The organism is Devosia salina (assembly GCF_019504385.1).
GTDB lineage: Bacteria > Pseudomonadota > Alphaproteobacteria > Rhizobiales > Devosiaceae > Devosia > Devosia salina.
Genome location: NZ_CP080590.1, coordinates 2,650,478 through 2,663,576 on the forward strand (window position 1 = coordinate 2,650,478; position 13,099 = coordinate 2,663,576).

Consider the following 13,099-nt stretch of genomic DNA (forward strand, 5'->3'; position numbering starts at 1 on the left):
AGGACCGGTCGCGTATTTGTCGCTAGGGCATTATGAGGCCGCGTGAAATCGCCTTCGCCAATGCCTGCTCCCGCGTCTGAGCATTGAGCTTGGTTCGAGCCCCCCTAACATGCAATTCCACCGTAGCCGGTTTTATACCCAGCCGGTCTGCGATCTGTTGGGTCCGCAAGCCAGCGGCGAGGTAAGCAAGACAATCATGCTCACGCGGCGACAGGGCCGGACACATCTCGTCATCATCACAGGCTCGCAGCACCTTCATGCGTTCGTGGGCATAGAGTGCGGCGACGCGCAGGCTGTCGCCATGCTCCTTGCGGATGGCCTCCACGTCGGATCGTGACAGGGTAGACCCGATATTCCATCCGCCCATGCCCTGCTGATCGGCCTTGTGGAATGTACAGGAGAAGCCGGCGCGCATACCGGCTCATACTCCAGATTGAAGCCAGGCGAACTTGGGTGGGAACTTCTTACAAAAAGCTGAAATGGCCGAATAAGGGGATCGCTGAGCCAAGCTTGCGGCGGTGATCGCATCTTGAGGTATGTCCGCGCGAACTAGCAGACGAAAGTCTGCTAACCGATTATGGCCGTTCAAGAGAAGACGGTCATCAAACCACCCCGATTGTGGGCGTTGCTAAAACCGGAGCGGACGGACCGCTTTCTGGAAATCGAAATGACAGGCTGAGCGGCAGGAATGGGGCGCCTCGCTGACGAGCGGCCGGGAGCTAACAATAGCCGTTCCGGCGCTTTGTGAGTTAGGAGCAACCATTAGTGAGCATAGTCGACTGCGCAGAACAACTGTTGGCGCTTTAACTAGGACCGGCGGTGGGTGCTTTCGCGGACGATTAGTTCTGGATCAATGAGGGTCACGCTTGGATCAGGCAAGGGGCCTTGGTTGCCGATGAGTTCGATCAGGCGAGCCACGGCTAGGTCGGTGATCAGCTTGATCTCATAATTGACGCTGGTGAGCGGGGTGGCCGCATGCTCGGCGAATTCAATATTGTCGAAACCGACGATTGCTACGTCCTCGGGGACCCTAAGGCCGTTTTTCTGAGTCCAGCGAAGCGCGCCGATTGCCAGGGAGTCGTTAGCCGTAAAAACGGCGGTGGGGCGATCAGCCAGGCGCATCAGCTTATCCATGGCCCAATACCCCCGAATGACGGAGTGACCTTGCGGGTCGGCAGACAATGCGCGTTCCGGCTCTATGCCCGCCTCGGTGAGCGCGGCGACATAACCATCACGCTTTTCGTGATTGCCCATAGGATTGGCGCTGTCGATGATACCGATGCGACTATGACCCATGTCGATCAGATGCCTGACAGCCCGATAGGCGCCGCGCCGCTCGTCTACTGATACGGCATCCACGCCGGCATCGGGATCGGCCACCAGCAAAACCACCGGATAGTTGGCCTGGCGCAATTGCCTGATATGGGCCAGATCGCGGTGACTGCGCGGATAGATGAGCATGCCGTCGACCTGTCGGGACTGGAACATGGCAAAAATGCGCTTTTCCTCGTCCAGGTCATTGTTCGAAGTGGCAAAGAGCGTCGAGTAGCCACGCTCGGCCAGAGCCAGTTCGATCGATTGCGCAACCTGGGTCAGGGCGGGGTTGGTGATGTCGGTCAGCACCAACCCGATAGTCTTGGTTTCGCGACTGACCAGAGATTTCGCCACCTGGTTGGGCATGTAATTGAGATCGCGCGCCGCATCGCGGATACGCATGGCCGTGTCTGCGGGAATGCGGGGGCTTCCGCGCAGGGCGAGACTGACCGTGTTCACGGAGAAACCGGTCTTGTCCGCAACGTCCTTTAATCGAACAATCGGCCTGCCCAACCCGTTCGCCCCCGTTTCCCGACTGAATGGCTTATGCGCGCTCGGTACGCAAGCGCCGAATGGCCTGCAATTGCAGGCAGTCTTCGGCCATTTCCATCAACTCGATCCGATTGCCATCGGGATCTTCAATCCAGGCCTGCCGATTGCCATCCAGCCCGGGCTTGATTTCCGAGGTGAGGGCGATGCCTGCAGCCTTGATGCGCTCGCAGGTGCCGTCCAAATCCTCGATGGTGAAGCATGTGTGGTTGACGCCATTGGCATTCCAGCCGGGTGCGCGATCATTTTCTGCGCCTGGGAAAATCTCCAGATACTGATCGTCGGTGATCCGCAGATAAACCAGCCAGGTTTCGCCATTGTCGTGCTTGAGACGCAACATTTCTGGGAAGCCCAGGCGATCGCGATAGAAGTCCAATGACCGGTCCAGGTCTGTGACCTTGATCGCCACATGTCCGATGCCGACAACACCAAGCATAAATTCCTCCTGACCCTTTTGGGTCGTTGTAAACAAGGTCAGCCACGCTGACATTGTATGATCGTTAATACAGAGCCTCATCGCAGCTTGGCCATGAGGTGTCAATGCGTGACCTCAGTCCCAGTCCGGACCCCAATCGGGCGCAATGGCGCGCAGATTGCGGTCTCTGGTTTCGATGAGCGATATGTCTTCCGGCGTGAGATTCAGCTGCTGCGCCGCAAAATTGGAGCGGATACGTTCCACCTTCCCGGACGTCGGAATGGCCGCATAGCCCTTGGCGAGTTCAAAGGCGAGAGCCAGTTGCTCCGGGGTTGTGGAATAGCGGTTAGCCATGTCGACCAGCACCGGGTCCTCGCCCAAACGCCCGTGAGCGATCGGCTGGTAGCAGGTGACCAGAATGCCGTGCTCAGCGCAGTAATTCGCCAATTTCTTGTTTTGAATGAATGGGTTAAGTTCAACCTGGTTGTTGGCGATGCGCCCCTCTCCGGCAACCGAGCGCGCTTCATCGAGCAGCGCAATGGTGAAGTTGGAGACGCCAATATAGCGAGTCAGACCGCGATCCTGAGCATCAAGAAGCGGCTCGAGATACGTGGCCAGCGGCTGAGCACCGTTGGGCGACGGCCAGTGCAGCAGGGTCAAATCCACCTGATCGATACCCAGATTGGAGAGGCTGGCTTCGAGAGAAGGAACAACCTTTCCCTCGCCATAGTTCTCGGTGGAAATCTTGGTTGTCAGAAACACCTCACCGCGCGCCAGACCCGAGCGTCGCAATGCAGTTCCGACCTGGCTTTCCGTATCATAGGTCTGGGCGGTATCAAGATGGCGGTAACCAATCTCAAGCGCAGCCAGAATGGCCTCGACGCCCTCCTCCTTCCAACGACCATAGGTGCCAAACCCAAGACGCGGCATAACTTCTTGTAAGTTCAAATCTTTTTCCTCCAATTGGCACCCTTGCCCTGCATGGCGCAGCGTCTTGTTACTGCTCTTTTGCTGCTGGGTAGTTGACGCATCAACAATTATGCTCCTAGATTAACGCTAATACAACACCGGAAGAGAACCCGATTACAGGGTCAGCCGGGTCAAAGGGAGGATCTACATGCGCTGGAGCCGCATTGCGCCCCAACTCGCCCTGACGCCGGCCTTGGTGGTCACCGCTGTCGCCTTTGTCGGGTCCATTGGCTGGACCGCCTATCTCTCGCTCACGCGCAGCCGTCGATTGCCCGAATATGAAATCGACTGGTCTGAATGGGGCCGCCAATACGACCGTCTGTTCCGCGATGCCGGGTGGGAAATTTCGCTGCGGAACCTCATCGTTCTCGGTCTGGGCAGCGCACTTGCCATTGTCTTCGGCTTTGTTCTCGCGGCACTGATCGACAAGGAAAAGCGCGGCGAAAGTCTCTTCCGCACCGTATTTCTCTATCCGCTCGCTGTGTCTTTGATCGTCACGGGCGCCGCATGGCGCTGGATTTTGAACCCGACACTGGGTGCGCAGAGCTTCCTGCGCGGTCTAGGTTGGGATGTGGATTTCAATTGGCTCGCCCAAGGCGACACCGCCATGTACGCCATCATTCTTGCTTCGGTCTGGCAAAGCGCAGGCTTCTACATGGCGCTGATGCTGGCAGGCCTCAAAGGCATCAACTCGGAAATCTGGAGCGCCGCTAAGCTCGATGGCGTGCCGATGTGGCGGGTTTACCTCGAAATCATCATTCCAATGATGAAATTCACCTTCATCACCTGCGCCATCCTGCTCTCGCTCGGCGTGATCAAGGCCTATGACGTCGTGGTCGCCATGACCAATGGCGGACCCGGCCAGAGCACTTGGGTGCCCGCCTATTTCACCATCAACGCACTCTCGGCCAAGTCCAACCTTGGATATGCCTCGGCCGCCGCGGTCATGATGCTCGCCATCACCTTTGTGATCTTCATTCCGCTGGTGGCGCTCACTGCCTGGCAGCAACGCAAGCGGGAGGCCGTATAATGAGCCAGTTTTCCGTCTCCGAACGGGCAGCCGCCTCCGGCGCCATGTCCCAGACCCGTGCCCCTTATTTTGTGCGCAAGAAGAAGGGGATCACGCCGCGCACCATCGCCATTCTGGTGTTTCTCTCCATCTGCGCGCTGTTCTTCTGCGTGCCGCTCTATGTGGTCGTGGTGACCTCGTTCAAAACGATGGATCAGATCCGCGAGGGCGCGATCTTCAGCTTGCCCACGATCTGGACCCTTGAGGCCTGGGATCACGCTTGGAACCAGGCTTGTTCGGGGATCAAATGCGAGGGGCTCAAGGTTGGGTTCTGGAACTCGGTCTTCATTCTGTTCCCCTCGTTGATACTGTCCATTTCCCTGGCCATGGTGACCGGCTTTGCCTTGGCCCTGTGGAATGTGCGCTGGGCCGGTGCCTTCCTGTTCCTCCTCTTTATCTGCGCCTTCGTGCCCTTTCAGATCATCATGTATCCGCTGATCGTGATGACCACTACCACCAAAATCTACGGCACGCTCTGGGCCGTTGCAGTTATCCATGCCGTGCTCGCCATGCCCGTGCTGACGTTGATCTTCCGCAATTATTACAAGGATATCCCGACCGAGATCATGTCGGCGGCGATGATGGACTCGGGCTCGTTCTGGCGCATCTTCTTCGAGATCATCGTGCCCATGAGCGGCAATATACTGATCGTCGTGCTGATCCTGCAGATCACCTCTATCTGGAATGATTACCTGATCGGCGTGACCTTTGGCGGCCTGAGCGGCCAGCCCATGACGGTCAATCTCGCCAATCTCATAACCATCTCCACGGGCACGACCAACTATGCCCACAACATGGCTGCGGCGCTGCTCACGGCCATTCCACCCCTCGTCGTCTATTTCCTCGTCGGCAAGCTCTTCGTCCAGGGCGTGACCGCCGGCGCCATCAAGGGTTAGTGCCATGCCAGCCGTGAGTTTCGAACATATCGTCAAGCGTTATGGCGCGGTCACCGTGCTGGACGATCTGAACCTTGCCGTCGAAGACGGGGATTTCCTTGTGCTGCTGGGCCCCTCCGGTTGCGGCAAGACCACTTTGCTCAACCTGCTGGCGGGTCTGCTTGAGGTCAGCGATGGCCGGATCATGATCGGCGAGCGTGATGTGACAGAGCTCGATCCCAAGGATCGCGGGCTGGCCATGGTGTTCCAGTCCTACGCGCTCTATCCGACCAAAACGGTGCGCGGGAACCTCAAATTCGGTCTGGCGGCCAGCAAGCTGCCCGGTGATGAAATCGAGCGGCGCATCGCCTGGGTGGCAAAAATGCTGCAGATCGAGCCGCTGCTCGACCGCAAGCCAGCCCAGCTTTCGGGTGGACAGCGCCAGCGTGTCGCCATCGGCCGGGCCATCATCAAGAAAGTCGACGTTTTCCTGTTCGACGAACCCTTGAGCAATCTCGATGCCAAGCTGCGGACCGAAATGCGGCTGGAGATCAAGAAGCTGCATGACGAGCTGAACTCGACCGTCGTCTATGTGACCCATGACCAGATCGAGGCCATGACCATGGCCACCAAGATCGCGGTGATGGATGGCGGCGTCATCCAGCAATTCGGTACACCCGACGAGGTCTATGAACATCCGGCAAACCTGTTCGTCGCCGGCTTCATAGGCGCTCCGGCGATGAACATGCGCAATGCCACGATCTCGGTAGAGAGTGGCAAGGTCGAAGCAATTTTCGGCTCGGGAGCGCGTCTCGACGTCTCGTCCTATCCATTCATGGCCAAGCCGCAGAACAATCAGCAGGTCGTGGTGGGGATGCGTCCCGAGCATTTCACCGTTGGCGAGCCGACTGGAGCAGGCGAAGCGTTTTCGCTGCCCGTGCAATCGGCCGAGCGCACAGGCTCGGACGCGACCCTCTACCTGTCCTTTGAAGGCGAAATGCTGGCGCTGCGCGTCGCGCCTGATCTCGCCGCAGGTCTCAAGGTCGGCAGCACGGTGCCGGTGCAGTTCCAGACCGACAAGGTCAACCTTTTCGATGCCCAATCCGGGCAACGGATTTAGCCAACATCACAAGGGAGGAAACCAAGATGTTGAAGTCAATCCTGGGTGGCGTCACTGCCGCTCTCATGCTCAGCTCCGCGGCCAGCGCCACGGACCTCATCATCTACCACAACTGGTCGTCCGGGCCGGAAGTGGCTGCGCTCAACGTCCTCAAGGCCGGTCTCGAAGCCAAGGGTCACACCTGGACCGATATCGCCATTCCGCACGATACCGGCTCCAATGTGAACCTGATGAATCTGGTCACAGGCGGCACCCCGCCCAATGTGTTCCTGGAATCGAGCCCCGGCGTCTATCGCGATCTGATCGGTCTTGGTCTGGGCCGCCCGCTCACCGAATTCTTCACCGAGCAGGGCATTCTTGAGCACTACCCGACCTCCGTGGTCAGCTCCATCACGGTGGACGGCGAGATCATGAAGATCCCGACAGCCATCCATATCGACGGCATGGCCTATTACAATATGGACGTGGCCAAGGCTGCCGGTGTTGATCCGGCATCCTGGAATTCGCTCGATGCCATGTTTGCCGACTTCCAGAAGATCCGGGATGCTGGCTATATCCCGATCGCCATCGGTGGCCAGCAGTGGCAGGTTGGCTATCTGACCCATGCCCTGGCGGCCGCGACCGGCGGCCCGGAATTCTACAATGGTCTCTATGGGGCTGAGCCGGACCCGTCTGTCATCGACAGCGCCGATATGCGCACACTGCTCGAAACGCTGCGTCGCTTCCAGCAGGAAGCCGATGAAGGCTCGGTCAATCGCGAGTGGAACGTGACCACCAATATGGTGATCACCGGCAAGGCCCTGATGCAGATCCATGGCGACTGGATGAAGGGTGAATGGACCGCCGCTGGCAAGGTTGCGGGCACCGATTTCGGTTGCGTGCAGATCCCCGGCGCCAAGGCCGTTCCGGTGACCGTCGATAGCTGGGGCATTCTGGGCGGCCAGCCTGCTGATGTCGATGCTGCCGAACTCGACTTTGCCGCCGTGGTTGCCGATCCGCAGATCCAGGCTGACTTCTCTGCCGCCAAGGGGTCCACTCCCACGCGCCTCGACGCTCCGGCCGAAGTTCTGGATGCCTGCTCCACCGAAGTCCTCCATATCCTCGAAGACGCTGACCATCAGGTCCCCAATCCACACTCCACTGTGGATGCGGACTGGCAGAATTCGATCTGGGATGTGGTGTTCAACTTCTGGAGCGACCCGTCCATGAGCGTGGATGATGCCATCGCCCAGATCCAGGAAAACTACGACATCATCCTGGGCTAATCCCTCCCAACGCCTCCCAGCGACGTCTGGCGACCCGGAGCCTTTGGCTCCGGGCCGCCCGGCACACGCCAACCCATGGACAAGACAATGGACAAGCGCCTGCTTGATGAAGACGAAGTGATGCAGATCTGCTTCGTCACCCACGACGTGGTCAAATCGGCCCAGTGGTTCTCCGACCTCACCGGTAAACCCATGCCCAAAGAGGGCAAGGCCGCCGAACCCGAAGAGGCCAAGGCCATCTATAATGGCCAGCCCGCCGATGTCGGCTGCCGGATCATGATGTTCCAGTTCGGCAATATCGACGTCGAATTCCTTCAGCCCGGCCCGGAGAAAAGCGCCTGGCGCGATCTGTTGGAAGAAAAAGGCCCCGGCTGCCACCATATTGCCTTCCGCACAAGGAATCTGACCAAGCGCGATGCCTATCTCGAATCCAAGGGGCACAAGCTGCTGCAACGCGGCGAATTCGACGGCAGCCATGGGCGATATGCCTACTATGACACCGTCAAGGATCTGGGCGTCATGATCGAACTGCTCGAGTTCGACAAAGACAAAGAAGCCCAGCCCTGAATACTCCCGGCGCCGCCGATAGCGGCGCCCCCGATCCGGATGTGATGACCATGACTTACCTCAAGGCCTACCAGCTTTATTCCTCGCGCAATTTCCCGCCGCTCGCAGACCAACTGCCCATCCTGAAGGCCATGGGCTATGACGCTATCGAGCCGTGGCTGCCCGCCTATGAGGCTGATCCCGCCCTGTTCCGGCGCCAACTCGATGATGCGGGACTGGCCTGTTATGGTTTTCACATGCCGTTGGCCGGTCTCGTTTCCGAACCACAGCGCTTTATTGAGATCGCCCAGACCCTGGGCGCCACCTATCTCATCCCGCCCTATGTGACGCTGGAAGAGCGCGAACCCACCGTTGCGTATTGGCGCGGCCTGGGCGAAAAGCTGGCGCGTGGTGCAGAGATCGCTGCCAAGCATGGCCTTCAGGTCGCCTGGCACAATCACGACTTTGAGTTTTTGCGGCTGTCCGACGGCTCGCGGCCGATCGACCACATTTTTGATGCGGGTGGGCCGGGCGTGAAGTTCGAGATCGACTGCGGCTGGATTGTGCGCGCGGGCGCCGATCCCGCAGCCGAACTCCAGCGCTTCGCCGACCGGATCGTGGTGATCCAGACCAAGGACACGGCCCCCATCGGCACCAAGGCGGATGACGGCTGGACGGCGACCGGCGACGGCATCATTGACTGGGCGAGCCTGGTGCCGCTCTTCAGACAGACCAAGGCCGACCACATTGTCACCGAGCACGACAATCCCAGCGACTGGCAGGCCTTTGCCCGCCGCTCCATCGAGCATCTCAATTCACTGGGTCTGTGAGATGACACCGAGCCTCGAAACGCTGGCGGCGGAACTGGATGAGGTACAACTGCCCTCGTTTGACTATGCCATCGCCTGGCAGATTGGCGCCTTCATTCGCGGCGAGGCGGCGGCGCGCGATCTGCCAATCGCGATTGAGGTGGCCCATGGCGCAGCGCCGGTCTTTCTGGCGGTCATGCCGGGGGCGACCCCGGACAATCCCGATTGGACGCGTCGCAAGCGCGCCGTGGCGCTGCGCTTCCATCGCAGTTCGCTGGCCATGCGGCTCGAATGCGAGCACCATGCTTGGGATTTTTCCAAACGCTTTCGGTTGCAGGAAGCCGATTACGCGGCCAGTGGCGGTGGCGTTCCCATCATTGTGCGCGGTGCCGGTGTGGTCGGAACTGTGGCCGTTAGCGGCTTGCCCGATGTCGACGATCACAAGCTGGCAGTCGCCGCCCTAAGAAGCGTCATGTGATAACCCCGGAGGAGAAAATGGCCAACGCAACTGAACTCTATTGGAGCAAGCCCAATGGCATGCTGCCCAATAGCCGGTTTCCGCTGCTGGTCTATCGCAATGGTGTGGAGGGCGGCGGGGAAGATGCTGTCCGCGAGCGCTTCCGCGCCAATGGCTGGCTCAATAATTGGCGCTATCCCGGCATTTACGACTATCCGCATTTTCACTCGACCACGCATGAATGTCTGGGCGTCGCCACCGGCTGGATGGTGCTTGATCTGTTTGGGAAGGGCGGCGAGCGCCTGAAATTTTCGGCCGGTGACGTGGTTCTCATGCCTGCTGGTGTTTCCCACGCCATGGTCGGGCACTCCGATGATGTCATGGTCGTCGGTGGCTATCCAGAGGGGCGCGACTGGGACAATATTCAGGAAAACCACATCACCGAAGACACCCGCCGCGCTGCAGCAAAGCGGATCATGATGCTGCCGATCCCCGCCAAGGACCCTGTCTTTGGCAAAGTGCTGCAGGAATGGATCGACGCGCCGTCATCGGTCGACGCCGACCTCAACGATTTCCGTGACGGGCTGGACCCGGTCTAGTCCGGTTCAAAGCTCCGCGCATACTTCAGGACACAATATGAGTTTCACATTTCCCCGCCGCGGCCGCAGCCTCGGGCAAGGTCAGTCTGCCGAACTGACCATCATCGATCTCGACGGCAATCAGCAGGTGATTTTCACCGCCGATGAGGTCATCGAGGCGCCCAATTGGACGCCGGACGGTACGTCTTTGGTGTTCAATGCCGGGGGCAAGCTGTTCCGTATCGCAGCGACTGGTGGCACGCCGGAAATGATCGACACTGGCCATCTGTCCGACCTCAACAATGACCATGTCCTGTCGCCGGATGGGTCGACCGCCTATGTCAGTTCGGATGATGGGCATCTCTACGCGGTGCCGCTTGCGGGTGGCACGCCGCGCCGGGTCTCGAACCAGCATGCCACCCCACATCACTATTACCTGCACGGCATCTCACCGGACGGACAGACCCTGTCCTATGTCGCGGTGGAAAGTCCGGCGGGCGAGCGCATGGTCAATATCTTCACCCTTCCCGCCGCGGGCGGCCCGGACACGCGGCTCACACATGTGAACGTGCCCAATGACGGCCCGGAATATTCCCCCGATAGCGCCTGGCTCTATTTCAATTCCGAACTGGCAGCCTCCCAGGCAGGGCATGCCCAGATTTTTCGGATGAAGGCCGAGGATGGTAGCGGGGTCGAGCAGCTGACGTTTGACAGTCGCGTCAACTGGTTCCCACATTTGTCTCCGGACGGGCAAAGCCTGGTCTATCTGAGCTATCCGGAAGGCACGATCGGACACCCACCGGACAAGGATGTCCAACTGCGCCTGATGGCGCCGACGGGTGGCGACTACCGCATCTTGGCACGCTTTTTCGGCGGCCAGGGCACGATCAATGTCAATTCCTGGTCACCGGACAGTCGAAGAATTGCCTTTGTCGCCTATCCTCTAGGCTGACTATGGCCTTAGACCGAGCTTCATTCTTGTCCAAGTAGGTTCGGTAGAGGCGTCGAAAGGCTGACAGGATCAAATCGCCCAATAGCGAAGGTCGGGGCGTCGAAGAGACCGGCAGCTTTCAGGCAATTGCGGCAGTAGCCCCAATGACCGGAATGGGGCGCATTGCTACCGCTCAAGATCGCCCAGATCAGGCCACCCCCGCGAGTTCCTCCTTACGGATGCAGGCGACCCGATGGGCCTGCGCCACGTTGTCAAGCGGTGGCACCGTGTTGGCGCAGGCGGCCGCCGCATGAGGGCAGCGGGTGCGAAAAACGCAGCCGGAAGGCGGATTGGCGGGGCTGGGAATATCGCCAACGAGCACCTGGCGCTGTTTGGCCCGGCCAGGCGCCGGTTCGGGAATCGCCGATAGTAACGCACGGGTGTAGGGGTGGCGCGGGTTAGCGTAGAGCTCCGCCGCCGGCGCCATCTCCATAACTCGCCCCAGATAGAGCACGATGACCGTGTCACAGATGTATTCCACAACGGCCAGGTCATGCGAGATGAATAGCATCGTCAAACCCAGCCGCTGCTGCAGGTCGCGCAGCAGGTTGATGATCTGGGCCTGGATAGAGACGTCGAGCGCCGATACCGGCTCGTCAGCGACGATCAGCTCGGGTTCGAGCGCCAGGGCCCGGGCGATGCCGATGCGCTGACGCTGGCCACCAGAAAATTCGTGCGCATAGCGATCGAAGGCGTCGGCGGGCAGTTCAACCGCAGCCAGCGCCGCCTTGGCACGCGCGACGCGAGCTTCCCGCGGACGCAGGCCCTGGATCTCAAGCCCTTCCATCAGTATCTGCCCGATGGTCATGCGGGGTGAGAGGCTGGCGAAGGGATCCTGGAAAATATACTGCATGCGGGCGCGCTGGCGGCGCAGCTCGCTTGGCGGAAGCGCCGTCATGTCGACGCCGTCGAAGCGCACCGTGCCTGATGTGGGCTCCACGAGGCGCAGGACGGACCGTCCGATCGTGGTCTTGCCGCTGCCCGATTCTCCGACGAGACCGACGACCTTGCCGCGCGGTACCTCGAAGGACACATCTTCGATGGCGCGGACCACCGGTCCTCGCGAAAACGTCGATGGCTTGAAATGCTTGGTGAGTCCGGAAACGGCGAGCAGTGGCTGTTCAAACATGATCAGATCTCCTGCCAGCGGATGCAGCGGCTGAGCTGCCCGTCGCCGGTTTCGGCTAGAGGCGGCACGGCGGCACTGCACGCGGGAATGGCATAGGGGCAGCGGGGTGCGAAGGAACAGCCCGTCGGCAAGTTGGAAAGGCTCGGCACCGCACCGGCGATGGTGGGCAGAGGCGTTCCGGCAGCCTTGAGGGCGCTGGCCTCCCCCAATCTCGGGACCGAGCGCAGCAGGCCCTTGGTATAGGGGTGGCGGGGATGAGCGAAGACATCAGCCACCCTGCCCGTCTCCACGATGCGGCCCGCATACATCACCGCGACCCGATCGGCGATCTCGGCGACGACGCCCAGATTGTGGGTCACGAAAAGCATGGCCATGCCGCGCTCGCGCTGCAGGCGGGCCAGGAGATCGAGAATCTGCGCCTGGATGGTGACGTCGAGCGCAGTGGTCGGCTCGTCGGCAATCAGCAGCGAGGGATTGCAGGCCAGGGCCATGGCAATGGTGGCGCGCTGGCGCATGCCGCCCGAAAGCTCATGCGGATATTGGCGCGCCCGCCGCTCCGGATCGGGAATGCCGACATCGGCCAGGAGGCTCACGGCATCGGCAGCAGCCTCCCGGTGCGACCGGCCCAGATGGATCCGGATCGGCTCGGCGATCTGTTCGCCCACGGTATAGACCGGGTTGAGGCTGGTCATGGGCTCCTGGAACACCATGGCGATGTCATTGCCCCGGACCCGACGCAACGCTTCGGCATCGAGTTTGGCCAGGTCGCGCGTTTCGCCCGACTTGCCGCGGAAGGCGACGCTGCCCTGGGCCAGGCGCCCCACCTTTTTTGGCAACAAGCCGAGGATGGAAAGGCTGGTGACCGACTTGCCCGAGCCCGATTCACCAACCAGCGCCACTGTCTCGCCGGGCGCGACGGTCAGCGTCAGGTCCGTGACGGCCGCGATGTCGCGCCCGCCGATGCGGAACACCGTCTGCATGTTGCGGATATCGAGGACGGGCGCGGCGGTCAT

General features: G+C 60.4%; 15 protein-coding genes. 9 read left to right on the plus strand and 6 right to left on the minus strand.

Features of this window, described 5'->3' with window-relative positions:
* Positions 1-22: 22 nt before the first annotated feature.
* The 4 genes from K1X15_RS12835 to K1X15_RS12850 all read right to left on the minus strand — a co-directional run bounded on the left by K1X15_RS12835 (position 23) and on the right by K1X15_RS12850 (position 3,241).
* On the minus strand, positions 23-415 hold the full coding sequence (locus K1X15_RS12835; RefSeq protein ID WP_220304019.1) for a response regulator transcription factor: 393 nt from the start codon (positions 413-415) through the stop codon (positions 23-25).
* 392 nt (positions 416-807) lie between these two features.
* On the minus strand, positions 808-1,827 hold the full coding sequence (locus K1X15_RS12840) for a LacI family DNA-binding transcriptional regulator (RefSeq protein ID WP_220304020.1): 1,020 nt from the start codon (positions 1,825-1,827) through the stop codon (positions 808-810).
* A gap of 31 nt (positions 1,828-1,858) precedes the next feature.
* The gene (locus tag K1X15_RS12845) at positions 1,859-2,299 is read right to left on the minus strand and encodes a VOC family protein (RefSeq protein WP_220307540.1); all 441 of its coding nucleotides are present in this window, start codon (positions 2,297-2,299) and stop codon (positions 1,859-1,861) included.
* A gap of 114 nt (positions 2,300-2,413) precedes the next feature.
* Positions 2,414-3,241, minus strand: coding sequence for an aldo/keto reductase (locus K1X15_RS12850; protein ID WP_240549489.1), 828 nt, complete (start codon positions 3,239-3,241; stop codon positions 2,414-2,416).
* 154 nt (positions 3,242-3,395) lie between these two features.
* On the opposite strand from K1X15_RS12850, the gene K1X15_RS12855 reads away from it, so the two are divergent.
* The 9 genes from K1X15_RS12855 (at position 3,396) to K1X15_RS12895 (ending at position 10,918) form a co-directional block, all read left to right on the plus strand.
* Positions 3,396-4,277 (plus strand): carbohydrate ABC transporter permease, encoded by an 882-nt coding sequence (locus tag K1X15_RS12855; protein WP_220304021.1) that lies wholly within the window; start codon positions 3,396-3,398, stop codon positions 4,275-4,277.
* Positions 4,277-5,212, plus strand: coding sequence for a carbohydrate ABC transporter permease (locus K1X15_RS12860; protein WP_220304022.1), 936 nt, complete (start codon positions 4,277-4,279; stop codon positions 5,210-5,212). Before K1X15_RS12855 ends, K1X15_RS12860 begins: the two co-directional genes overlap by 1 nt.
* A 4-nt stretch (positions 5,213-5,216) precedes the next feature.
* Positions 5,217-6,311 (plus strand): ABC transporter ATP-binding protein, encoded by a 1,095-nt coding sequence (locus K1X15_RS12865; protein WP_220304023.1) that lies wholly within the window; start codon positions 5,217-5,219, stop codon positions 6,309-6,311.
* 26 nt (positions 6,312-6,337) lie between these two features.
* Positions 6,338-7,576, plus strand: coding sequence for an ABC transporter substrate-binding protein (locus K1X15_RS12870; RefSeq protein WP_220304024.1), 1,239 nt, complete (start codon positions 6,338-6,340; stop codon positions 7,574-7,576).
* Positions 7,577-7,663: 87 nt separating this feature from the next.
* Positions 7,664-8,143, plus strand: coding sequence for a VOC family protein (locus tag K1X15_RS12875; RefSeq protein WP_220304025.1), 480 nt, complete (start codon positions 7,664-7,666; stop codon positions 8,141-8,143).
* A gap of 50 nt (positions 8,144-8,193) precedes the next feature.
* The gene (locus K1X15_RS12880) at positions 8,194-8,952 is read left to right on the plus strand and encodes a sugar phosphate isomerase/epimerase family protein (RefSeq protein ID WP_220304026.1); all 759 of its coding nucleotides are present in this window, start codon (positions 8,194-8,196) and stop codon (positions 8,950-8,952) included.
* 1 nt (position 8,953) lies between these two features.
* Positions 8,954-9,409 carry a heme-degrading domain-containing protein gene (locus K1X15_RS12885; protein ID WP_220304027.1) on the plus strand — a complete coding sequence of 152 codons (456 nt, stop codon included), beginning with the start codon at positions 8,954-8,956 and terminating at the stop codon, positions 9,407-9,409.
* A 17-nt stretch (positions 9,410-9,426) separates the two neighbouring features.
* Positions 9,427-9,987, plus strand: coding sequence for a cupin domain-containing protein (locus K1X15_RS12890; RefSeq protein WP_220304028.1), 561 nt, complete (start codon positions 9,427-9,429; stop codon positions 9,985-9,987).
* 37 nt (positions 9,988-10,024) lie between these two features.
* Positions 10,025-10,918, plus strand: coding sequence for a TolB family protein (locus K1X15_RS12895; protein ID WP_220304029.1), 894 nt, complete (start codon positions 10,025-10,027; stop codon positions 10,916-10,918).
* Between the two features lie 187 nt (positions 10,919-11,105).
* On the opposite strand, the gene K1X15_RS12900 is transcribed toward K1X15_RS12895, so the two are convergent.
* Together K1X15_RS12900 and K1X15_RS12905 are read right to left on the minus strand one after the other, a co-directional pair.
* The gene (locus tag K1X15_RS12900; protein WP_220304030.1) at positions 11,106-12,086 is read right to left on the minus strand and encodes an ABC transporter ATP-binding protein; all 981 of its coding nucleotides are present in this window, start codon (positions 12,084-12,086) and stop codon (positions 11,106-11,108) included.
* A gap of 2 nt (positions 12,087-12,088) precedes the next feature.
* The gene (locus K1X15_RS12905) at positions 12,089-13,099 is read right to left on the minus strand and encodes an ABC transporter ATP-binding protein (RefSeq protein WP_220304031.1); all 1,011 of its coding nucleotides are present in this window, start codon (positions 13,097-13,099) and stop codon (positions 12,089-12,091) included.